The following is a 21,733-nucleotide window of genomic DNA, read 5'->3' on the forward strand; positions in this document are numbered from 1 at the left end:
CGGTGATTTATCATGTTCAACGTTTGCATAAACATGGTTCAGAGTACTAAGCTAATGTTCAAATACTAATTAGTGATGTCTGAGACATGATTACAGCCGCGCAACTTCGTGCCGCCCGCGCCCTGCTGGGCCTCGATCAACGCCGACTGGCCGAGGCGGCGGCCCTGTCGCTGCCGACCATCCAGCGCATGGAGGCCAGCGACGGCCAGGTGCGCGGCAATGTCGAATCCCTGGTCAAGGTGGTCGAGGCGCTCGATCGGGCCGGTATCGAGCTGATCGGCGAAGGTGCGGTCAGCGCCGGTGGCGGACGCGGGGTGCGGCTGAAGGTCATGCCGCCGGACGACGATCGTCCATGAACATGCATCCCGCCCTGTCACTGGCCCTGCTGGCGCTGACCCTGGCGCTGGCCTCGGCGCTGGTCGCGCTGCCGGCCGCACGCTGGCCGCGGGCGCTGCGTTGGGCCTCGCTGCCGCTGCTCGGGCTCTCCGGGGTGGCGGCGAGCGGCGCCGGGCTGTGGGCGCTGGTCGAGGGGCTCGATCTCGGTCTCGTCCTGCCGCTGGGGCTGCCCTGGCTGCCCTGGCACCTCCAACTCGACGCCCTCGCCGGCTTCTTCCTCGCGCTGATCGGTATCCTCGTCACCGCCGCCGGCATCTACGGCCCGGCCTATGTGCGCGGGTTGGAGAACGGACGCGAGTCGCTCGCCGCGCTCGGCGGCTTCAGCGGGCTGTTCGTCGCCGGCATGCTGCTGGTGGTGCTCGCCGCCGACGCCTTCGTGTTCATGGTGGCCTGGGAGCTGATGTCGCTGGCCTCCTATTTCCTCGTCGCCTTCCACCACGACAACCCGGCCAACCGTCGCGCAGCCTTCCTCTATCTGCTGATGGCCCATGTCGGCGGGCTGGCGATCCTGCTCGGCTTCGGCGTGCTCGCCGCCTTCGCCGGCGGTTTCGAGTTCACCCTGCTGCGCGAGGCGGCGCTGTCGACGTCCTGGGCGAGCCTGTGCTTCGCCCTGGTGCTGCTCGGCTTCGGCATGAAGGCGGGGCTGGTGCCGCTGCACGCCTGGCTGCCCGAGGCGCACCCGGTGGCGCCCTCGCACATCTCGGCGCTGATGTCCGGGGCGATGCTCAAGGTCGCCGTCTACGGCTTCGTGCGCGTGGTCTTCGACCTGATCGGTCAGTTCCACTGGCAGTGGGGCGTGGTGATGCTGGCCGTCGGCAGTCTCTCGGCGCTCACCGGGGTGCTGTTTGCGATGATGCAGAGCGACCTCAAGCGGCTGCTCGCCTACTCCTCGGTGGAGAACCTCGGCATCATCTTCATCGCCCTCGGTCTGGCGGTGCTGTTCATGGCCACCGGCCATCCGACGCTCGCCGCGCTGGCCTTCGTCGCCGCGCTCTATCACGCCATCAACCACGCGCTGTTCAAGGGGCTGCTGTTTCTCGGCGCCGGGGCGGTGCTGCACAGCACCCACGAGCGCGACCTCGAGCAGATGGGCGGGCTGCTGCGGCGCATGCCCTGGACCGGGCTGTTCTTCCTCATCGGTTGTGTCGCGATCTCGGCGCTGCCGCCGCTCAACGGCTTCGTCTCCGAATGGCTGACCTTCCAGGCCGCGCTCCAGGCCTGGCAGCTCGACAGCGGCGTGCTGCGCAGCCTGATCCCGATCGTCTCGGCGGTACTCGCGCTCACCGGCGCGCTGGTGGCGGCGACCTTCGTCAAGGTCTATGGCGTCGCCTTCCTCGGCCAGGCGCGCTCGCGTCACGTCCGGCGGGCGCGGGCGGTGCCGCTGGGGATGCGTTGGGGACAGGGGCTGCTGGCGCTCTTCTGCGTGCTGCTCGGGGTGCTGCCGACCCAGGTGATCGCGCTGCTCGACCCGGTCGCCGTGGCCGTCGTCGGCACCGGGCTGCCGCAGGCCGCTGCCGGCGGCTGGCTGTGGCTGACCCCGGTCTCGGCCGAGACCGCGAGCTACAGCGCGCCGCTGTCGATCCTGCTGCTGGCGCTGATCGCCGGTGCGGCGATCCTCTGGGCGCGGCGCGGGCGGGTACGACGGGTGCGCCGCTGCGACCCCTGGGACTGCGGTCTGACCCCGCCGACGCCGCGGATGCAGTACAGCGCCGCGGCCTTCGCCCAGCCGATCCGCCGGGTGTTCGCGCTCGCCTTCGCGATCGACGAGCGCAAGCCCGCGGCCACCGATACCCGGCCGCGCTATCGCCTGCGCATCGCCGACCGTGCTTGGTCGCTGCTCTATGTGCCGCTGGCCCAGGCGGTGGAGTCGGCCGCGCGTCGGGTGGTGCTGCTGCAGTCGGGGAACGTGCGGGTCTATCTGGGCTGGACCCTGGCGACGCTGCTGGTGCTGCTGTGGATCATCTCGTGATCGCGGCGCGCGCCCTGCTCAACCCGGTGGCGTCGCGCCCAGTCGCGGCGCGCCCACTGCCGTGCGGGACCCTGTGCGATGGATGAACCTGTGATGCTCTCGGCCTGGGGGATGGCGCTGCTGCAGGCGCTGCTCTACCCCGCGCTGGCGCCCCTGCTGATCGGCTGGGTGCGCAAGGTCAAGGCGCGGCTGAACAACCGCCGCGGCGCCTCGGTGCTGCAACCCTATCGCGACCTGCGCAAGCTGCTGGCGAAGGAGACGCGGGTGGCGCACACCGCCTCGCCGCTGTTCCGTCTGGCGCCCTACGTGGTGTTCGTCGCCACCTGGCTGGCCGCGGCCACGGTGCCGCTGGTGGCGCGCGACCTGCCGACGGCGCAGATCGCCGACATCATCGTGCTGGTCGGCCTGCTCGGTCTGGCGCGCTTCTTCCTCGCGCTGGCGGGGATGGACGTCGGCACCGCCTTCGGCGGCATGGGCGCCTCGCGCGAGATGATGGTCTCGAGCCTCGCCGAGCCGGCGATGCTGGTCGCGGTCTTCACCCTGGCGATGAGCGCCCACAGCACCAGCCTGTCGAGCGTGATCGGCTATCACCTGGCCGACGGCTTCGTGGTCCGCCCGTCCTATCTCTTCGCCTTCGGCGCCCTGGTGCTGGTGGCGCTCGCCGAGAGCGGACGCATCCCGGTCGACAACCCCACCACCCATCTCGAACTGACGATGATCCACGAGGGCATGCTGCTCGAGTACACCGGTCGCCACCTGGCGCTGATGGAGTTGGCCGCGTATCTCAAGCTGATGCTCTACGGGGTGCTGATCGCCAACGTCTTCGTGCCCTGGGGGATCGGTCAGGCGTTCGCCCCGGCGGCGCTGGCGCTCGGCCTGGGGGCGATCCTGCTCAAGCTCGCGGTGCTCGGCGCGGCGCTCGCCGTCGGCGAGACGGTGGTGGCCAAGATGCGGCTGTTCCGCGCCCCGGCCTTCCTCAACCTCGCCCTGCTGCTGGCCCTGCTCGGGCTGCTCAGTCACGTCATCCTGGAGGTGGGCGCATGAGTCTCACGCAACTGCCGCTGCTCGAACAGTTCGTGCTGCTGCAGGCGGCGCTGGTGCTCTTCCTGTCCTTCGGGCTGCTGTCGCAGACCCGACTGCTCGCCGCCATCCACGCCTTCGCCTGGCAGGGCGCGCTGATCGCCGCGGTGACCCTCACCGTGGCGATCGCCGGCCACGCCCACCATCTCTATTTCTCGGCGCTGCTCACCCTGGCGCTGAAGGCGATGCTGATCCCCTGGATGCTGCACCGGCTGGTGCGCCGTCTCGCCCTGGAGCGTCACACCGAGACCCTCAGCCACCCGGCGCTGGTGAGCATGGCGGCGGTGGCGCTGGTGATCTTCAGCTACTGGGTGGTGGTGCCGATCGTTGCCGAGGAGCTGACCTTCACCCGCAACATCGTCGCGGTGAGCCTGGCGGTGGTGCTGATCGGGCTGCTGATGCTGGTGGCGCGCCAGCAGGCGGTGGCCCAGGTGCTCGGCTTCATGTCGATGGAGAACGGGCTGTTCCTGGCCGCGGTCTCCGCCACCGCCGGCATGCCGCTGGTGGTCGAGCTGGGCGTGGCCTTCGACGTGCTGGTGGCGATGGTGCTGTTCGGGGTGTTCTTCTTCCAGATCCGCGACAGCATCGACTCGCTCGACGTCGACCGCCTCAACCGCCTCACCGAGACCGAGGAGGAGACGCCATGAGCGCGCTGATCCTGATCCTGCTGCTGCCGCTGGCCGGGGCGCTGGCGCTCGCCTTCGTCAGCTCGGTGCGCTGGGCCGGCTGGATCAACCTCGGCGTCGCCGCGCTCACCCTGGCCGCCGCGTTGTGGCTCGGCTGGACGGTCGCCGCGCACGAGGTGGTCGCCGGGCTGCACTTCAGGGTCGATGCCTTCAACGTCTATCTGGTGGTGCTCACCGCCTTCGTCGGTCTGACCACGGCGATCTTCTCGCGCCCCTACATGCGTCACGTCTGCGCCAACGCCCGTATCAGTCCGCCCGGGGTGCGCATCTATCACAGCATGTACCAGACCTTCATGCTGACCATGCTGGTGGCACTCACCACCGACAACCTCGGCGTGCTCTGGGTGGCGGTCGAGGGCGCGACCCTGGCCACGGTGCTGCTGGTCTCGCTCTATCGCACCCCGGAGGCGGTCGAGGCGGCGTGGAAGTACTTCATCCTCTGCGGCGTCGGCATCGCCCTGGCGCTGTTCGGCACCGTGCTGACCTACTTCGCCGCCCAGCAGGTGCTCGCCGACCCCACCGAGGGGCTGACCTGGAGCGTGCTCTACGCCGACGCCGCGGCGCTCGACCCCACGGTGATGCGCATCGCCTTCGTCTTCCTGCTGGTCGGCTACGGCACCAAGGTCGGGCTGGTGCCGATGCACCAGTGGCTGCCCGATGCCCACTCCGAGGGGCCGACGCCGATGTCTGCGGTGCTCTCCGGGCTGCTGCTCAACGTCGCCCTCTATGCCGTGGTGCGGCTGAAGATGCTGGTCGACGGCTCGCTGGCGGCGACCGATACCCCGCACCTGGCCGGTGCGCTGCTGATGGGCTTCGGGCTGATCTCCTTCCTCGTCGCCGGGCTGTTTCTGCACCGCCAGCGCGACATCAAGCGGATGTTCAGCTACTCCTCGATCGAGCACATGGGCCTGATGACCTTCGCCTTCGGGCTCGGCGGGCCGCTGGCCACCTTCGGCGCGCTGCTGCACATGCTGGTGCACTCGCTGACCAAGTCGGCGATCTTCATCACCGTGGGGCACGCTGCGCACATCGCCGGCACCCAGTCGATCGACCGCATCCGCGGGCTGATCCGTACCCAGCCGGCGGTCGGCTGGTCGCTGTTGCTGGGGGTGGTGGCGATCGCCGGCTTCCCGCCGTTCGGGGTCTTCGCCAGCGAGTTCCTGCTGCTCACCGCCACCATCCAGACCCAGCCCTGGTTGAGCGTGGCGCTGCTCGGCGGGCTGGCGGTGGCCTGCGCCGGGCTGTTTCGCCATGTCCACCCGATGGTCTACGGCACGCCGCCCGAGGGTCAGCAGCCGGTCGAGGCCAACATGCTGCCGGTGATGATCCATCTCGGGCTGGTGCTGTGGCTGGGGCTGGCGATCCCGGCGCTGCTCGCCGGCTGGCTCGACCGGGCGACCGGACTGATCGCGGGGAGTCATCTGCTATGAACGTCACCGATCCGCTCGCCGACCTGCAGGGGCTGCTCACCGCCCCGGGTATCGGCGCCACTGCATGCGCCGGCGTCGCCGGGGTCGAGTCCTGTCTGGCGCTGCCGGCGGCGCACTGGGGCCTGCTCGCCGAGCTCGCCGCCGACGCCGGGCTGCGTCACGCCGGGCTCTGGGCCGATGCGCTCGATGAGGAGCGGCTGCGCGTGCAGGCGCTGTTCGCCGCCGCCGACGGCTATCTGCTGGCGCAGACCGAGGTGACGGGCGCGCCGCCCGAGCTGGCCTCCCACACCCCGCTCTTCCCCGGTGTCGACCGTCTCGAACGCCATGCCCAGGACCTCCTCGGGGTGCGCTTCCTCGGTCATCCGCGCGGTGCGGTGCGCTGGACCCGTCACCAGGCCTGGCCGGAGACGGCCCACCCGCTGCGTCCCGACTTCCCGCTCGCCGGCGACCATCCCGGTCGCACCCCCGCCGATGGCGACTACCCGATCGTGCGGCTGCAGGGCAACGGCGTCTGCGAGGTGCCGGTGGGGCCGGTGCACGCCGGGGTGATCGCCCCCGGACACTTCCGCTTCCAGGTGATGGGCGAGGACGTGCTGCGGCTCGAGGAGCGTCTCGGCTATGTCCACAAGGGCATCGAGAAACACGCCGTCGGCCGTGATGCCGCGGGGCTGGTGCGACTCGCCGCGCGGGTCGCCGCCGACAGCACCGTGGCCCATGCCTGGGCGGCCTGTCAGGCACTCGAGCGCGCCTGCGACACCGAGGTGCCGGCGCGCGCGCTCTATCTGCGCGCGCTGCTCGCCGAGCGCGAGCGGGTGGCCAACCATCTCGGCGACATCGGCGGGATCTGCAACGACGTCGGTTTCGGCTTCGGCCAGAGCCAGTGCGCGCTGCTGCGCGAGCGCTGGCAGCGCGACAACGCCAGCCATTTCGGCCATCGTCTGCTGATGGACACTCTGGTCCCCGGCGGCGTGGTGCGCGATCTCGACCCCGCCGCGCCGGAGCGTCTGATCCAGGCCAACGGCGAGCTCAGACGGGTGCTGCGGCGGCTGTTCGACATCCTCGACGATCATCCGCCGCTCAACGACCGGCTGCTCACCACCGGCATCCTCGCGCAGGGCACGGCGCGCGCGCTCGGCTGCACCGGCTATGTCGCCAAGGCCAGCGGGATCGACCACGACCTGCGCCATCACGTCCCCTACGCACCCTACGACCGGCTGCGGCTGGAGACGGCGGTGGTCGAGCACGAGGGCGACGTGGCGGCGCGGATGCGGGTGCGGATGCGCGAGATCCACGCCAGCCTGGGGCTGATCGAGCAGCTGCTCGCCGCGCTCCCCGAGGGCGCGATCGCGGCGCCGCTGACGCCGCGCCCCGAGGCCAGCGGGCTGGGGCTGGTCGAGGGCTGGCGCGGCGAGTCGGTCGCGCTGGTGCGGCTCGATGTCGCCGGGCGGGTGGCGCGCTACTTCCCGCGCGACCCGAGCTGGTTCAACTGGCCGGCGCTCGAACACCTGATCCTCGGCAACATCGTCCCCGACTTCCCGGTGTGCAACAAGTCGGTCAACGGCTCCTACTCCGGGGTGGACCTGTAGCGCCCGCCCCAGCATCGACAGGCACTGAACCATGTTCCGCATCCTCAACCAGATCGTTCGCACCGGGCTGCGCACCGAGCCGGTCGCGCGTCCCGACGCCGCCGGCCTCGAACGTCTCGGCATCGAGCTGCGCCGCCGGGTCGACGCGCGGTTCGGCCACAGCCTCGCGATCCGTCAGGTCGATGCCGGTTCCTGCGGTGGTTGCGAGATCGAGATCCACGCCCTCGCCAACGCCTACTACGACCTCGAACGCTTCGGCATCCGCTTCTGCGCCTCGCCGCGTCATGCCGACGCGCTGCTGGTCACCGGGCCGGTGTCGCGTCACATGGAACAGGCGCTGCGTCGCACCTGGCGCGCCATGCCCGCGCCCAAGTTCGTCATCGCCGCCGGCGACTGCGCCTGCGACGGCGGCGAGTTCGGCGAGAGCTATGCCAGCTGCGGCGCGGTCGAGCGGGTGATCCCGGTCGACGTGCGCATCCCCGGCTGCCCGCCCACCCCGCTGCAGCTGGTCGAGGGGTTGCTGGCGGCGCTGGCGCAGGATCGCGACTGATCGCGATCGCCGGCGACGGTATCCTTGGCACTCATCCCCATCGCACGAGTGTCACCATGAGCGAGCCCCGTCTCTCGATCCTGATGTATCACCAGGTCGGCGATTTCGCGCCGATGCGCGCACATCGCGCCAACTACTGCGATCGCCGTCGCTTCAGCGCGCAGATGGCGTTGCTCGCGCGCCTCGGCTATCGGGTGATCGGGCTCGACGAGGCGCTCGCCGGGCTGCGCGGCGAGCGCGCGCTGGCGCCGCGCTCGGTGGTACTGACCTTCGACGACGGTTATCGCAACTTCGTCGACCACGCCCTGCCGGTGCTCGCGCGTCACGGCTTCCCGGCCACCGTCTATGTCATCAGCGACTGGGTCGGGCGGCGCGCCGAGTGGTTCGCCAAGGACCCCGGCCGCCCGGTCCCCGAGCTGATGGACGCCGCCGCGCTGCGCGAGGTCCATGCCGCTGGCATCACCATCGGCTCGCACACCGCCAATCACGTCAAGCTCGGCGAGTGCCCGCCTGCGCGTCAGGCCGAGGAGCTGGGCGCCAGTCGTGCACGGCTCGAGGACCTGCTCGGCGCCCCGGTGCAGCATCTCTGCTATCCCTTCGGCAGCTTCGATCACCACACCCCGGGGCTTGCCGCCGCCGCCGGTTATCGCTCGGCGACGACCTGTCTGCGCGGTGCCGCGACCCGCGCCGATCATCCGCTGGCGCTGCCGCGCAAGGCGATCTCCTTCGGCGACGACCTGCTCGGTTTCTGGTGGAAGGTCGCGGTCAAGCACGCCCCCAAGCCCGATCTGGTGAGCTGGCGGGCGCGATTGGCGGGTGAATGAGCGGGTGAAATTCATTACACTTTTCGCGTGAATCATGCGCTGCGGGCACACCATGGAGCGATGACCTGGAGCGATCCCCCGACGATCGATCTGCGGTGTTCGTTCTATGGCCACAGCAAGCATGGATATCGATCCGAGCGCGCTCGACGCGCTGCCCTCGCCACCCCTGGTGCTGCTCGAACTGCTCGATGCCTTCGTCGACGAGGCCGTCGAGTTCGAGACCCTGGCGCGGATCTGCGCGCGCGACCCGTCGCTGACCACGCGGATGCTGGCGATCGCCAACTCCGCCGCCTTCCGCCGTCGTGCGCCCACCTTCGTCTCGCTCGAACGGGTGCTGGTCACCCTCGGGCTCGACACCATCAAGACCATCGCCCTGACCACCGCGCTGGTCCAGGCCTTGGCCCCGGAGCGCGCGCTGTCCGCCGCGACGCTCGCCGCCTTCTGGCGTCATGCCCTGGTCACCGCCGCGCTCGCCCGCGCCCTGGCCCATACCCTCTCCATCGACGCGCCCGAGCGGCTCTATCTCGCCGGTCTGCTGCACGACATCGGTCGTCTGGTGATCGCCACCCAGCGCGGTGAGTGGCCGCCCGAAGGCGCGGGCGAGGGTGATGCCGCGCGTCTGCTCGCGCGCGAGCGCGAACGGCTCGGTGTCGATCACTGCGCCGTGGGTGGCGCGCTGCTCGGCGCCTGGCGGTTGCCGGCGCCGCTGGTGATGGCCGCGCGCCATCATCACGCCCCGCTCGCGGCGCTCGCCGACGCGCCGCCGGCGCTGCGTCTGGTGCATCTGGCCAACGCACTCGACAGTCCGCACTGGCGCGAGTCCGAGGCCCTGGCGCTGGCCGATGCGCTGTTCGGCCTGACCCCGGCGCTGGCGCAACGGCTGCATCGCGAGGCCGTGCAACAGGTCGAGCCGCTGTGCGCGGCGCTGGGGTTCGAGAGCGGTAGCGCGCCGGGCGCGCCGTTGACGCGTGCGCTGTGCGATCGCGCGCTGGTCGACGGGCTCGACGGCCAGCTCGCCCGCGCCGAGGACGAGGACGTGCTGCTCGCGACCATCGCGCGCTGCGTGGTGGTGCTGTTCGGCATCGACCGGGCGCGCTTCCTGGTGGCTGAGGACGGGCGCTTGCGCGGTCGCGATCCGCTGATGGCCGATCCCGGGTTCGCGGCGATCGACTGTGCCGCCGACGGTGAGCACCTGCCCGCTCGCGCACTCGCCGGCGAGCCCTGCTCGACGCTGCTCGCGGACGACGGGCCCGGGGTGCTCGAACACCAGCTCGCCGCCGGCGCCGAGGCGCTCTATTGTCTGCCGCTGCGCGCCGCCGGCGAGCCCGGCGTGGTGCTGGTGCTGGCGCCGAGCGCGGCGCAGCTCGCCCGGCTGCGCGCGCGCGAGCGGCTGCTGCGGACCTTCGGCGAGGTCTGTGGCCGGGCGCTGGCGCGCCAGCGCGAGCAGCGCCTGCTGCACCAGCGCGCCGCGCAGGAGCGCGCGCTGCTCGAACGGGCGCGATTGCGTCAGGTGGTGCACGAGGCGGGCAACCCGCTGAGCATCGCCCAGAACTATCTCGAACTGCTCGCCCAGCGTCTTGCAGACGACGCCGAGGCCAATGCCGACCTGCTGGTGCTGCGCGAGGAGCTGGAACGGGTCGGGACCATCCTGGTGCGTCTGGTCGACGGCGACGAGGCCGCCGGCGACGGTGACGAGGGCGATCCGGCCGAGTCGTTGCGCCGGCTCGTCGGGGTGCTCGACCATGCGCTGTGTCGGCCGCGCGGGATCGCGTTCAGCTGTACCTGTCCCGACTCGCTGCCGCCGCTGCGTCTGGCGCGCGACGCCCTGCGTCAGGTGGTGGTCAATCTGGTGCGCAACGCCGCCGAGGCGCTGGGCGAGGGCGGACGGATCGAGGTGGCGCTGGAGGACGGGGTGCGGGTCGGCGGTCGCGCCCATGTCGAGCTGCGGGTCGAGGACGACGGCCCGGGGCTTGCCGCCGAACGGCTGGAGACCCTGTTTCAGCCGCAACAGAGCGCCAAGCCGGGACATGCCGGGGTGGGGCTGACCATCGTGCGTAATCTGGTCGAGGCGGCCGGAGGGCTGGTGAGCTGTCGCAGTCGGCCTGGCGCCGGCTGTCGCTTCCAGGTCCTGTTGCCGCTGCGCCGACCCTGAGCGAGGCGGAGCGAAGCGATGAGCGATCGACAACCCCCTTCCCCCGCGACGCTGGCCGAGGACGGCTGCCGGCGCCTGCTGGTGGTCGACGACGAGCCGCGCAGTCGCGCCAGCCTGGAGCGCCTGCTCGGGGCGCGGGGCTTCTCGGTGTGCGCCGTCGCCGGTGTCGCCGAGGCCCTGGCGCAGCTCGAGGGCGAGCGCTTCGACCTGATCCTGCTCGACCTGATCCTGCCGGTCGGCGACGGCGTGCAGGTACTCGACCGGCTCGCCGAGCGCGGCGAGGAGATCGCCGTGGTGGTGGTCAGCGCCACCCGCTCGGTGGCCGAGGCGACCCGCGCGCTGCGTCATGGCGCCTGTGACTTCGTCGCCAAGCCCTATCGGCTCGACACCCTGCTTGCGGCGATCGCGCGCGCCTGCGAGCGCGGCGCGCTGACCCGCGCCCAGGCGACCATGCAGGCGCGGCTGCGCGACTCTGAGCGTCTCCACCGCTTCCTGGTACACGCCTCGCCCGACCTGATCTTCCTGCTCAACGGCGCCGGCCGGGTGCGCTTCGTCAACGATCGGATCGCGGTGCTGTTGCAGCGCCGTCCCGAGAGCGTGCTCGAGCGCCCGCTGCTCGAACTGGTCGCGCCCGGCCATCGGGGTCGCGCCAGCGCCCTGCTGGATGAGCTGGGTGAGAGCGCCGAGGGGCGGGTGCGCGCCATCGAGCTGGAGCTGCTCGACGGCGCCGGCGGGCCGCCGTTGCCGGTCGAGATCAAGCTGCTCGCGCTCGGCGCCGGTACCGAGACGCCGGTCGGCGGCGAGGTCTTCGCGGTGGTCCGCGACCTCGCCGCGCACCGTCGCGCCGAGGAGGCGATGCGCCGCTCCTTCGATCTGCTCCACCACGTCATCGCCGCCAGCCCGGCGGTGGTCTATGCCCGCGAGCCGGGGCGCCCGGCGCGCTTCATCTTCGTCAGCGACAACCTCCGCCAGCTGCTCGGCTACGATCCCGAGCAACTGGTCAACGGCGCGCTGGTGTGGGAGGGGCTGGTACACCCGGAGGATCGCGCCGTGCTCGACGGCATGTTCGACGGCGATGCCGGGCGCGCGGCCAATGCCGAGTACCGCATGCGTCATCGCGACGGCGACTGGCGCTGGGTGCGCGACAGCGTGCGCCTGTTGTGCGACGGCAACGGTCGGGCGGTGGAGCTGGTCGGCTCCTGGCTCGACAACACCGAGGCCCACCGACTCTCCGAGGAGCTGCGCCGTCAGGCCAGTCTCGACGCGCTCACCGGGCTGCTCAACCGCAGCGCCTTCGAGCAGCGACTGCAGCGGGCGATCGAGGAGGCGCGGCGCGAGCGCCGCCAGCATGCGCTCTGCTATCTCGATCTCGATCAGTTCAAGGTGATCAACGACACCTGCGGGCACATCGCCGGCGACGCGGTGCTGCGCCAGCTCGCCCACGTGCTCGCCGCCTGCATCCGTCAGCAGGACACCCTGGCGCGGCTCGGCGGCGACGAGTTCGGGGTGCTGATGGAGGACTGCGAGCACGCCGGCGCGATCCGGGTCGCCGAGGCGCTGTGCAAGGCCGTCGGCGACTTCCACTTCGTCTGGGGCGACAAGCGCTTCCGGCTCGGCGTGAGCATCGGGCTGGTGTCGATCGACGCCGCCAGCGAGGGCCTGGTCTCGCTGCTCAGCGCCGCCGACAGCGCCTGTTACGCGGCCAAGGACGGCGGGCGAAACCGCATCCATGTCTATACCGCCGACGATGCCGAGCTGGCGCGCCGTCACGGCGAGATGCAGTGGGTGTCGCGGATCAACCTGGCGCTCGAGCAGGCGCGCTTCGGGCTCGCCTTCCAGCCGATCGTGCCGGTCAACGGCGACGGCGACGGCGCGCACTACGAGCTGCTGCTGCGGATGTACGACGACGACGGTGCGGCGGTGATGCCCGGCGCCTTCCTGCCCGCCGCCGAGCGCTATCACCTGATCGGGCGGATCGACGAGTGGGTGCTGGAGACGGCGCTCGCCTGGCTCGGCGATCACCCCGAGCATCTCGACGGTCTCAGCCTGTGCTCGATCAACCTCTCCGGTCACTCGCTGAGCGACCCCCAGCTGCTCGATCGCATCGCCATGCGGCTGCACCGCCACGAGGCCATCGCCGCCAAGCTCTGCTTCGAGGTCACCGAGACCGCGGCGATCTCCAACATGACCAACGCCGTCGAGTTCATCGAGGCGCTGCGCGCGCTCGGCTGTCGCTTCGCCCTCGACGACTTCGGCAGCGGGCTGTCCTCCTTCGCCTATCTGAAGAACCTGCCGGTCGACTTCATCAAGATCGACGGCATGTTCATCAAGGACATCGCCGTCAACCCGATCGCCCGCACCATGGTGCGCTCGATCAACGAGGTCGGTCAGGCGATGGGGATGCGCACCGTGGCCGAGTTCGTCGACGGCGAGGAGACGCTGGAGGTGCTGCGCGGCATCGGCGTCGATTACGCTCAGGGTTACGGCGTCGGTCGACCGCGCCCGATCGAGGAACTCGTGCGATCATGTTAGGGATCTGTCCCGTGCGATTGCGGAGTCCAGCTTGAGCCCGATCCCCCTTCCCGATCTCCCCGACTTCGGCCGCGCCAGCATCCTCGTGGCCGGCGATCTGATGCTCGACCGCTACTGGAGCGGCAGCACCCGTCGTATCTCGCCCGAGGCCCCGGTGCCGGTGGTGCGCATCGACGGGCGCGAGGACCGCCCCGGCGGTGCGGCCAACGTCGCGCTCAACCTCGCCGCGCTCGGCGTGCGCACCGCGCTGGCCGGGGTCACCGGTCGCGACGAGGCCGCCGAGTGCCTGGCCGCGCCGCTGCGCGAGGCTGGGGTCGCGCTGCACCTGCACCGTCGCGACGACGTGCCGACCATCACCAAGCTGCGGGTGCTCAGCCATCACCAGCAGCTCATCCGGCTCGACTTCGAGGAGCCGCTCGCGCCGCTGGCCGAGGACCCGCTGCCGGCGCTGGTCGAGGCCGCGCTGCCGCATCATCAGCTGCTGCTGCTCTCGGACTACGGCAAGGGCACCCTGGTCGACCCGCAGCGGCTGATCGAGCGCGCCCGCGCCCGTGGCCTGCCGGTGCTGGTCGACCCCAAGGGATCGGACTTCGCGCGCTATCGCGGCGCCACCCTGCTCACCCCCAATCGCGGCGAGCTGGAGGCGGTGGTCGGCGTCTGCGCCGACGACGCCACCCTGATCGCGCGCGCCGGGCGGCTGCGCGACGAGCTGGCGCTGGAGGCGCTGTTGGTGACCCTGGGCGAGCGCGGCATGTTGCTGCTCGCCGCCGGTGCCGAGGCGTTGCACCTGCCGACCCAGGCACGCGAGGTGTTCGACGTCACCGGCGCGGGCGATACCGTGATCGCCGCGCTCGCCGCCGCGCTCGCCGCCGGCATGCCGCTGCCCGCCGCCTGCGCCCTGGCCAACTGCGCCGCCGGGCTGGCGGTGGCCAAGCTCGGCACCGCCAGCGTCGGCGTGCGCGAACTGGCGCGCGCCTATCGCGGCGGCGAGTGGCGCACCCTGCTCGATCGCGACGCCCTGGTGCACACCGTGGCCGAGGCGCGCGCGCGCGGCGAGCGGGTGGTGATGACCAACGGCTGCTTCGACATCCTCCACGAGGGTCATGTCGCCTATCTGCAGCAGGCCCGCGCGCTCGGCGATCGGCTGGTGGTGGCGGTCAACGACGACGACTCGGTGCGCCGGCTCAAGGGCGAGGGGCGACCGATCAACGGCGTCGAGCAGCGCATGGCGGTGCTCGCCGGGCTGGCCTCGGTCGACTGGGTCTGTCCCTTCTCCGAGGACACCCCGGAGGCGCTGATCTGCGCCGTCGGCCCGGACGTGCTGGTCAAGGGCGGGGACTACCGCGTCGAGGAGATCGCCGGGGCCGACTGCGTGCGCGCGCGCGGCGGCGAGGTGCGGGTGCTCGACTTCCTGCCCGGGCGCTCGACCAGCCGGATCATCGGGGCGATCCGCGATGTCTGAGTCGGTGATCGAGGACCAACCCTCGTTCAGGGGGACACTGTTGCAACTGCTCTACACCCTGGTACTGCGTCTGACCCTGCCGCTGGTGCTACTGCGCCTGGTGCTGCGCGGGCTGTCGCGACCGGCGCGCGAGCTGCGTCTCGGCGAACGGCTGGCGCGCGGCGTGCCCGCACCGCCGGTCGAGGTCTGGGTGCACGCCGTCTCGGTCGGCGAGGTGCTGGCCGCGCGCGGGCTCATCAACCACCTGCTCGCGCGTACCCCGACCTGTCGGGTGCTGGTCACCACCACCACCCCGACCGGGGCCGAGCGGCTGCACGCGCTGTTCGGCGAGCGGGTGGCGCACCGCTACACCCCCTACGACCTGCCCGGGGTGCAGGCGCGCTTCCTCGATCAGGCGCGTCCCCGGCTGCTGATCGTCATCGAGACCGAGATCTGGCCGAACATGCTCGACGCCTGCGCCGAGCGCGGCATCCCCTCGCTGCTGGTCAATGCCCGACTGTCGGCGCGCTCGGCGCGCGGCTATGCCCAGCTCGGCCGGCTCACCGCGCCGACGCTGCGCCGCTTCGCGCTGATCGCCGCCCAGGGGCGCGGCGACGCGCGTCGCTTCAACGCGCTCGGCGCCGAGCCCGAGCGGGTGCGGGTGACCGGCTCGGTCAAGTTCGACGTCGCCGACGACCCCGAACGCGAGACCCGCAGTGCCGAGCTGCGCGCGCACTGGGGCGAGGGGCGTCCGCTGTGGATCGCCGCCAGCACCCACGAGGGCGAGGAGGCGCGGGTGCTCGCCGCCCACCGCCGCGTGCTCGAACACCACCCCGAGGCGCTGCTGGTGCTGGTGCCGCGCCACCCGGAGCGCTTCGATCAGGTCGCCGCGCTGGTCGAGACCCACGGCTTTCGCCTGGCGCGCCGTACCGATCCCGACGCCGATGTGAGCGAGGCCCAGGTCCTGCTCGGCGACACCATGGGCGAGTTGGCGGGGCTGATCGCCGCCGTCGACGTCGCCTTCATCGGCGGCTCGCTGGTGCCGGTCGGCGGTCACAACCTGCTCGAGGCCGCCGTCGCCGGGGTGCCGGCGCTGGTCGGCCCGCACACCTTCAACTTCGCCGAGATCACCACCCGCCTGATCGGCCTCGGCGGCTGCGCCCGGGTCGCCGACAGCGAGGCCTTGGCCGCGCGCCTCACCGACTGGCTCGCCGCCCCCGAGTGCCGCGCCGCGATCGGCGCCAACGGCCGCGCCTTCGTCGAGGCCAATCGCGGCGCGCTGGCGCGGTTGATCGGGTTGGTCGAGGGGTATTTGCCGAAGGGGTGAGCATGGGGCCTCAGACCATGGCCGTCTGGAGATGTTCTGCGGATGAGCAATGATGATCTGGGCCGCATGACGCAAGCGGCGAGGGCGACCAACTCTTCCCCGATCATGAGGACGATGATGGCCCAGGTCACGATGAAGGTCGTGAGCGAGCGAAGGGGCTGTTTGTTCTTGCGTCTCCTGGCTCCTTATGGGTTCGGGTTTGTCGGTCGCCGAAAGACCGGTGCTTCGGTGGCCGGACGTCCATGCCCTGCGTCCGTTTCGACCGGGGCGAATGGAGGCATGCGTTCAATCCGGCGTCTGTGGATCGGGCTCGCTCGACCAGGCCCGGATGGCGGCAATCTCGTCGGCCTCGATCCCGAGCGAGACGAGGAAGGCCTCATGCGCCTCTGGCGCCTGGCCTTCGAAGGCGCGATGCCAGCGCCGCATACCCTGTTCGTCGAGTCCGGCGGCGCGGAGCATCGAGACCCACAGCGCCTTGTCGACCAGGGGGACGTCCAGTGCCTGGGCGTCGGTCTGAAGCAGACGCAGGATGAGCCGCTGCTGGTCGCGCAGCTGCTCGATCTCGCGGTTGATGGCGAGGAGTCTGCCTTCGAGTATCGGTCGCAGTCCTTCGCCCTCGTGCCGCAGCAGCTCGGCGATGGTCTCCAGTGCCAGACCGGTCGCCCGGTAGGCACGGATCTTTTCGAGCCGTTCGAGATCGCGCTCCGAATAGAGTCGATAGCGGGCGGCGCTGCGGCCGCTCGGGACCAGCAGCCCGATGGCGTCGTAATGGAGGAGGGTGCTGCGCGCCAGGCCGAAACGGCGGGCGACCTGTCCGATGGTCCAGGTTCTAGCGGTCATGATGCGGGTCCGGGAAGGGGTCTGACGCGAGCGGCCGAGCGTGTCGCCCGGCCGCTCTCGCTCTGGTGCGATCAGCTCGCGCGGATGCGGCGGATCTCGTCGGGCGGGACGTTCAGCCATTCGAGGAAGGACTGGTGCCCGTCCGGATAACGGGTCTCGAAGCAGCGATGCCAGCGCTGCATGCCGTCTTCATCGATCCCGATCTCCTTGAGCAGCTCGATCCACTGGTCTTTGGTCATCTCGATTCTCCGTGTGTGGGTTGCAGGACGCGCGCCCGATTCAGCGGCGTCGGGGAAGAGCATCGACCCTGAGGCCGTCGTCGGGTCAAGGCCTTCACACGCCATTCGGGTGCGCGCCTCATGTCCTCCGTTCCGCGGGCTGCAAGAGCATTCAAGACGAAGGGGGCGCACCGGCCACCGTCTCTTCCTTGCGCAACGGAAAAGGGTGGAACCATGGGCACCATTCACGGCGATTCGGCGCGCGAGGCCGAGCGTCTCTCGGGTCAGGCGGCGATCCTGCGTCCCTGCCCGCACCGCCGCCTCCGCTTCCCGGCCGGCAGAGCCTGGCCCTGCTGGAGCACGACCCCCGATCTGTCTGGACGTCGATACCGGTCAGCTGGATCTGGCCCGGGAGCGTCTCGCCGGATGGGAACGGAGCCTCGGCTTCGTCCATGGCGATCTGAATATGGACCCCTTGACCGGGGGGGCTTCGATCATGCCATCGCCGTAGCCTATCTGCCGGGCGGCATGTCCGAAACCTGGACGCCTTCGCGGGTGGTGATGGTCGGGGGCGTTTGTTCCATCGTCGCCGCGCTCGGGATGGCGCTGTTGGAAAACGCCCTGCGCCATGCCGGTCCTGGTCATCTGCGGGTGCCATTGCAGCAGGTGGACGGCGTCTGTCGACGGAGGTGGAGGATCGTGGTCGCGGTATCGACAGCGCGCTGGCCGCCGACATCTTCGAGGCCTTTCGCCGTGGCGGTCCCAACCATCGAGTCTGGGAGGACGTTCATTGGTGATTTCCTGGCCGCTGCGCGTGCATCGGTAAGAGACTCCGCAGCCTAGCCGTCACGTCCGCCGAGACCAGGATCGCCTGATGCTCGACCATCTCTTCCGATGGGGCTGCGCTCGGCGTCCGGACGCAAGCCACCGATGGTTGATGGCTTGCGTCTGTTCCCACCCCCCGCTCTATTCCTTGAACAACGACCAGACGGCGCGGAACTGCTCGTCGGACGAGTCGCCCAGCCATTCGAAGCCGACCGATTCGGTGCACACCACCTGGATGCCGCAGTGGCGCATGCGTTCGAGCACGTTCTGCTTGTAGGCGGGGTGGCGCGAGATGATGCCGTCGGCGGGCACGAACACCTGATAGCCCCAGCGCTGCAGCCCGGAGACGGTCTGCACGATGCAGATGTGCGCCTCCATGCCCACCACCACCAGTTGGCGCCGCTCCGGCGAGGCGGAGATGTTGCGCTCGAAGCCGGGGGCGGTACAGCAGGAGAAGGCGGTCTTCTCGGTCGGTTCGGCCGCCTCGGGCAGCGCCTCGCGGATCGGTGCGATGATCGGCCCGAGCCCGCGCGAGTTGTGCTGGGTGGCGATCACCGGGATGTCGAGCGTCTTGGCGGCGCTGATCAGCCGCTGGATGTTGGCGGTGACGCCCTCGAGTTCGTCGCGCGGCATCGCCGCGGCGAGCCGTTCCTGGGCGTCGATGATCAGGAGCTGGGAGAAGTCGCGCTGACACAGCGGCATCTGCGCCTGGTGGATACTCATCTCGTCCGTCCTCCGCACTGCTTGATTGTGTTGTGCTTCGATGCGAATCCGCCGCTCGGCGGAACACGGAGTGTGCGCTGCAAGCGGCGCCGGGTTCAAGATCTTTGCGGGAAGGGAGAGCGGGCGGACGCCCGGGCGGGCGTCCGCGAGGGGGGCGTCAGAAGACGAACTGCTCGCGCGCCGGGGCGTTGCGCAGCGTCCCGGCCAGGGTCTCGAACAGCGGCTCGCGCTGATAGTCCTGGCCGCCGCCGCGGGTGATCAGCACCGCCTCCATCACCGGCGCCTCGCCGAGGATGCAGCACAGTCGGCCGCCGAGCGCGAGCTGCGACTGCAGCGCGTCCAGCGCGCTGTCGCTCGGCAGTGCGCCGTTGAGCAGGATGGCGTCGAAGGGGCCGCCCTCGATCGGCCCGGCGAGACCGTCGGCGGCGCGGATCTCGACACGCTCGGTGCCGAGCTCGGCGAGGTGGGCGCGGGCGATCTCGGCCTGCTCGGGGTCGATCTCGAGACTGAGCACCTGGGCGCCGAGCGCGGCCAGACAGGCGGTGGCGTAACCGCTGCCGGTGCCGATCTCGAGCACGCGCTCGTCGGGCTGTACCGCCAGCGCCTGGAGCATGCGCGCGGTTACCCGGGGCGGCAGCATGTGGCCGCCGTTGGCCAGCGGCACCTCGATATCGGCATAGGCAAGCCCCTGATAGCCGTCGGGCACGAAACGCTCGCGCCCGATCTCGGCCATTGCCCCCAGCACCCGCTCGTCCAGGACGTTCCATGGACGGATCTGCTGCTGGATCATGTTGAAGCGCGCAAGCGCGTTAGGGCTCTCCACGGCACGAGGACCTCGCTGATGAATGATTGGCTAGACCCTACAAATTAACGTTTGGTCCGGACGAGGGCAAATGGCCCCCGTGTACGCCTCATTCGGCCATCGGCGCATAGCCCTGGCTGCGCACGCCCTGGAGCAGTTCGTCGACGTCGTCGGTGGGGACGCCGAGCATCTGCAGCGCCTCGGCGCCGAGGCGCAGGCTGCTCTCGATCGCCTCGGGGTAGGCGTGGGTGGCACCGGCGCGGATCAGGTTGCCGCAGGCCTCGAGGTCGCGGGCACGGGCGATCACCGGGACGTGCGGATGGGCGGTGCGGATGTGCGAGACGGCGCGCAGCGCCGAGGGGCCGTGGTCGATGGTGAGGATCACCAGCGCGGCGCGCTCGACCTGGGCGGCGGTGAGCAGCTCGATGTCGCCGATGTCGCCGTAGAACACCGGGCGCTGGTCGCGCTCGCCGCGCTCGACGTGTGCGGGGTTGGTGTCGAAGCAGATGAAGGGGATCTGGTTGGCCTCGAGCATGGTGGCGATGGTGTGACCGACCCGGCCATAACCGGCGATCACCACCCGCCCCTGGGGGACGACCCCGGTGGTGGCATAGTCGAAGCTCGTCTGGCTCGTCGTCCGTCGCTCGGCGCGGCGCGCCAGCAGGTCGCCGAGCCTCACCAGCAGCGGGGTGATCAGCATCCCCACCGAGATCACGCTGACCGCCACGGCGAAGGTGGTGTCGTCGATCACCCCCAGTGCCTTGGCCGCACCGAACAGCACGAAGCCGAACTCGCCGCTCTGCGCCAGCATGAAGGCGACCCGGGTGGCCACGCCGCGCGGCAGCCCGAAGGCCAGCGCGATCAGGAACAGCACCAGCAGCTTGATGCCGACGATCACCACCACGTGCTGGGCGAGCAGCAGCGGCTGGGCGGCGATCGCCGGCAGATCGATCGACATCCCCACGGCGACGAAGAACAGGCTCATCAGCAGCCCCTTGAAGGGCTCGATATGGGCCTGGATCTGGAAGCTGAAGCGCGAGGTCGACAGCAGCATGCCCATCAGGAAGGCGCCGAGCGCCATCGACAGCCCGGCCTCGTGCATCGCCCCGGCGGCGAGGAAGACGGCGAGCATCACCACCAGGGCGAAGGCCTCGCGGTTGCCCTGGCGCAGCAGTCGCGCCAGCGCGAAGGGCACCACATAACGCCCGAAGACGACGATCAGCCCGACCATGCCGACGACGATCAGCAGCTGCTCGCCGAAGGGCACCGAGGAGGACAGGGTGCCGCGATCGGAGAGCAGCGGCACGATCGCCAGCAGCGGCACCACCGCCAGGTCCTGCATCAGCAGCACCGCGAAGGCGGTGGTGCCGTGACGGGTGGCGATGTCGCCGCGCTCGTGCAGCAGCTGCATCACCAGCGCGGTGGAGGAGAGCGCGAAGGTCAGACCGATCAGCAGGCTGACCTGCCAGGAGGGGGCGTAGAAGACGCTGTAGGCGGCGATCGCCAGCCCACTGAGGAGGATCTGCGCGGTGCCCAGGCCGAACACCTCGCGGCGCAACGACCACAGCCGCTTGGGCTTCATCTCCAGCCCGATGAGAAACAGCAGCAGCACCACGCCCAGCTCGGTGAAGTGACGCACGTCCTCGACGTGTGCGGTGACGTAGGGACCGGGCGAGTGTGGCCCGACCACGATTCCGGCCACCAGCAGGCCGAGGATCGAGCCCAGCCCCAGGTGCTTGAACAGGGTGACGGTGATCGCCGCCACGCTGAGCAGCACGATTGCGGAGATGACGAAGCTGTTCAGTTCCATGGCGGAACTTTATCAAGATCCGCCATGCGAGGGTTAACGCCGTGTGCGTGGCGCCGGGCGTCGACGACTGCCGGTCGTGCCGGCGTGCCGGGACGCCGTTCAGCCCAGCGGGGCGGATCCTGCCAGATGGATCACCCGCACGCTGCCGTCGCTCGGCGGCGCGACCTCGAGATGGGTGTTGAAGTGCGCCGAGAGCGCCTGGCGGTTGCGACGCATCGGCGCCACGTCGCGCTCGGCGAGCACCTGTCCCTGGGCGTCGAGCACCTGGACGCGGATCGCGCCGGGGACGGCGCCGCGGTGCGGGATGCGCTGGGCGAGGGTGCCGTGGACGTGTACGCCGCTGGTCTCGGTCTCGGCCTGGACCAGACCGAAGGCGACCCGCGCCGAGTCGACGGTGTCGACGCGCGGGCGCTCGGCGGCGAGTGGCAGGGTGGAGACGGCGAGCAGGGCGATCGCGAGCAGCCGGGCGGTGTGTGCGTGTTTCATCGGTCTTGACCTCGTTGGAGTGACTGGTGGCGGTCGACGACCGCCGGATCCGTGGC

18 protein-coding genes are annotated in these 21,733 nt (G+C 70.6%); 12 read left to right on the forward strand and 6 right to left on the reverse strand.

Going from position 1 to position 21,733, the window contains the following annotated elements; translation table 11 throughout:
* Nucleotides 1-86 precede the first annotated feature (86 nt).
* From EDC29_RS01755 to waaA, 12 genes are all read left to right on the forward strand, one after another.
* The gene (locus EDC29_RS01755) at nt 87-356 is read left to right on the forward strand and encodes a transcriptional regulator (protein WP_005224898.1); all 270 of its coding nucleotides are present in this window, start codon (nt 87-89) and stop codon (nt 354-356) included.
* Nucleotides 353-2,365, forward strand: coding sequence for a hydrogenase 4 subunit B (gene hyfB / locus EDC29_RS01760; RefSeq protein WP_123139042.1), 2,013 nt, complete (start codon nt 353-355; stop codon nt 2,363-2,365). Before EDC29_RS01755 ends, hyfB begins: the two co-directional genes overlap by 4 nt.
* 78 nt (nt 2,366-2,443) lie before the next feature.
* Nucleotides 2,444-3,409 carry a respiratory chain complex I subunit 1 family protein gene (locus EDC29_RS01765; RefSeq protein WP_123139041.1) on the forward strand — a complete coding sequence of 322 codons (966 nt, stop codon included), beginning with the start codon at nt 2,444-2,446 and terminating at the stop codon, nt 3,407-3,409.
* On the forward strand, nt 3,406-4,092 hold the full coding sequence (locus EDC29_RS01770; RefSeq protein WP_123139040.1) for a formate hydrogenlyase: 687 nt from the start codon (nt 3,406-3,408) through the stop codon (nt 4,090-4,092). The genes EDC29_RS01765 and EDC29_RS01770 overlap by 4 nt, the downstream gene beginning before the upstream one ends.
* Nucleotides 4,089-5,561 carry a hydrogenase 4 subunit F gene (locus EDC29_RS01775; protein ID WP_062272724.1) on the forward strand — a complete coding sequence of 491 codons (1,473 nt, stop codon included), beginning with the start codon at nt 4,089-4,091 and terminating at the stop codon, nt 5,559-5,561. The genes EDC29_RS01770 and EDC29_RS01775 overlap by 4 nt, the downstream gene beginning before the upstream one ends.
* The gene (locus EDC29_RS01780) at nt 5,558-7,147 is read left to right on the forward strand and encodes a hydrogenase large subunit (protein ID WP_132228301.1); all 1,590 of its coding nucleotides are present in this window, start codon (nt 5,558-5,560) and stop codon (nt 7,145-7,147) included. Before EDC29_RS01775 ends, EDC29_RS01780 begins: the two co-directional genes overlap by 4 nt.
* 31 nt (nt 7,148-7,178) lie before the next feature.
* Entirely contained in the window at nt 7,179-7,697 is a 519-nt protein-coding gene (locus EDC29_RS01785; RefSeq protein ID WP_062272728.1) for an NADH-quinone oxidoreductase subunit B family protein, read from the forward strand.
* A 56-nt stretch (nt 7,698-7,753) separates the two neighbouring features.
* Nucleotides 7,754-8,521 (forward strand): polysaccharide deacetylase family protein, encoded by a 768-nt coding sequence (locus EDC29_RS01790; protein ID WP_132228303.1) that lies wholly within the window; start codon nt 7,754-7,756, stop codon nt 8,519-8,521.
* A gap of 121 nt (nt 8,522-8,642) precedes the next feature.
* Nucleotides 8,643-10,673, forward strand: coding sequence for an HDOD domain-containing protein (locus EDC29_RS01795; protein WP_165913407.1), 2,031 nt, complete (start codon nt 8,643-8,645; stop codon nt 10,671-10,673).
* An 18-nt stretch (nt 10,674-10,691) separates the two neighbouring features.
* Nucleotides 10,692-13,205, forward strand: coding sequence for an EAL domain-containing protein (locus EDC29_RS01800; RefSeq protein WP_132228307.1), 2,514 nt, complete (start codon nt 10,692-10,694; stop codon nt 13,203-13,205).
* Nucleotides 13,206-13,236: 31 nt separating this feature from the next.
* Nucleotides 13,237-14,667, forward strand: a complete 1,431-nt coding sequence (gene hldE, locus EDC29_RS01805) for a bifunctional D-glycero-beta-D-manno-heptose-7-phosphate kinase/D-glycero-beta-D-manno-heptose 1-phosphate adenylyltransferase HldE (protein WP_082805941.1) — start codon at nt 13,237-13,239, stop codon at nt 14,665-14,667.
* Nucleotides 14,660-15,973 (forward strand): lipid IV(A) 3-deoxy-D-manno-octulosonic acid transferase, encoded by a 1,314-nt coding sequence (gene waaA, locus EDC29_RS01810; RefSeq protein WP_132228309.1) that lies wholly within the window; start codon nt 14,660-14,662, stop codon nt 15,971-15,973. The genes hldE and waaA overlap by 8 nt, the downstream gene beginning before the upstream one ends.
* A 285-nt stretch (nt 15,974-16,258) precedes the next feature.
* On the opposite strand, the gene EDC29_RS01815 is transcribed toward waaA, so the two are convergent.
* The 6 genes from EDC29_RS01815 to EDC29_RS01840 form a co-directional block, all read right to left on the reverse strand.
* Complete coding sequence (locus tag EDC29_RS01815; RefSeq protein ID WP_123143273.1) at nt 16,259-16,813, reverse strand: MerR family transcriptional regulator; 555 nt, start codon at nt 16,811-16,813, stop codon at nt 16,259-16,261.
* A 71-nt stretch (nt 16,814-16,884) separates the two neighbouring features.
* Nucleotides 16,885-17,052, reverse strand: a complete 168-nt coding sequence (locus EDC29_RS17235) for a MerR family transcriptional regulator (protein WP_165913408.1) — start codon at nt 17,050-17,052, stop codon at nt 16,885-16,887.
* Nucleotides 17,053-17,997: 945 nt separating this feature from the next.
* A complete protein-coding gene (locus EDC29_RS01825; protein ID WP_123139023.1) occupies nt 17,998-18,579 on the reverse strand; it encodes an isochorismatase family protein in 582 nt (193 codons plus the stop codon).
* A gap of 157 nt (nt 18,580-18,736) precedes the next feature.
* The gene (locus EDC29_RS01830) at nt 18,737-19,402 is read right to left on the reverse strand and encodes a protein-L-isoaspartate O-methyltransferase family protein (RefSeq protein ID WP_123139022.1); all 666 of its coding nucleotides are present in this window, start codon (nt 19,400-19,402) and stop codon (nt 18,737-18,739) included.
* Between the two features lie 88 nt (nt 19,403-19,490).
* Nucleotides 19,491-21,191, reverse strand: coding sequence for a cation:proton antiporter domain-containing protein (locus EDC29_RS01835; RefSeq protein WP_123139021.1), 1,701 nt, complete (start codon nt 21,189-21,191; stop codon nt 19,491-19,493).
* A 99-nt stretch (nt 21,192-21,290) separates the two neighbouring features.
* Nucleotides 21,291-21,677, reverse strand: coding sequence for a hypothetical protein (locus EDC29_RS01840; protein WP_123139020.1), 387 nt, complete (start codon nt 21,675-21,677; stop codon nt 21,291-21,293).
* Nucleotides 21,678-21,733: the final 56 nt, after the last annotated feature.

Source organism: Marichromatium gracile, from assembly GCF_004343155.1.
Taxonomy (GTDB): domain Bacteria; phylum Pseudomonadota; class Gammaproteobacteria; order Chromatiales; family Chromatiaceae; genus Marichromatium; species Marichromatium gracile.

Excerpts from the sequence above, each read along its gene's own strand:
- EDC29_RS01755 (WP_005224898.1), top strand. The coding sequence starts at position 87 with ATGATTACAGCCGCGCAACTTCGTGCCGCCCGCGCCCTGCTGGGCCTC.
- hyfB (WP_123139042.1), top strand. The coding sequence starts at position 353 with ATGAACATGCATCCCGCCCTGTCACTGGCCCTGCTGGCGCTGACCCTG.
- EDC29_RS01765 (WP_123139041.1), top strand. The coding sequence starts at position 2,444 with ATGGATGAACCTGTGATGCTCTCGGCCTGGGGGATGGCGCTGCTGCAG.
- EDC29_RS01770 (WP_123139040.1), top strand. The coding sequence starts at position 3,406 with ATGAGTCTCACGCAACTGCCGCTGCTCGAACAGTTCGTGCTGCTGCAG.
- EDC29_RS01775 (WP_062272724.1), top strand. The coding sequence starts at position 4,089 with ATGAGCGCGCTGATCCTGATCCTGCTGCTGCCGCTGGCCGGGGCGCTG.
- EDC29_RS01780 (WP_132228301.1), top strand. The coding sequence starts at position 5,558 with ATGAACGTCACCGATCCGCTCGCCGACCTGCAGGGGCTGCTCACCGCC.
- EDC29_RS01785 (WP_062272728.1), top strand. The coding sequence starts at position 7,179 with ATGTTCCGCATCCTCAACCAGATCGTTCGCACCGGGCTGCGCACCGAG.
- EDC29_RS01790 (WP_132228303.1), top strand. The coding sequence starts at position 7,754 with ATGAGCGAGCCCCGTCTCTCGATCCTGATGTATCACCAGGTCGGCGAT.
- EDC29_RS01795 (WP_165913407.1), top strand. The coding sequence starts at position 8,643 with ATGGATATCGATCCGAGCGCGCTCGACGCGCTGCCCTCGCCACCCCTG.
- EDC29_RS01800 (WP_132228307.1), top strand. The coding sequence starts at position 10,692 with ATGAGCGATCGACAACCCCCTTCCCCCGCGACGCTGGCCGAGGACGGC.
- waaA (WP_132228309.1), top strand. The coding sequence starts at position 14,660 with ATGTCTGAGTCGGTGATCGAGGACCAACCCTCGTTCAGGGGGACACTG.
- EDC29_RS01815 (WP_123143273.1), bottom strand. The coding sequence starts at position 16,813 with ATGACCGCTAGAACCTGGACCATCGGACAGGTCGCCCGCCGTTTCGGC.
- EDC29_RS17235 (WP_165913408.1), bottom strand. The coding sequence starts at position 17,052 with ATGACCAAAGACCAGTGGATCGAGCTGCTCAAGGAGATCGGGATCGAT.
- EDC29_RS01825 (WP_123139023.1), bottom strand. The coding sequence starts at position 18,579 with ATGAGTATCCACCAGGCGCAGATGCCGCTGTGTCAGCGCGACTTCTCC.
- EDC29_RS01835 (WP_123139021.1), bottom strand. The coding sequence starts at position 21,191 with ATGGAACTGAACAGCTTCGTCATCTCCGCAATCGTGCTGCTCAGCGTG.
- EDC29_RS01840 (WP_123139020.1), bottom strand. The coding sequence starts at position 21,677 with ATGAAACACGCACACACCGCCCGGCTGCTCGCGATCGCCCTGCTCGCC.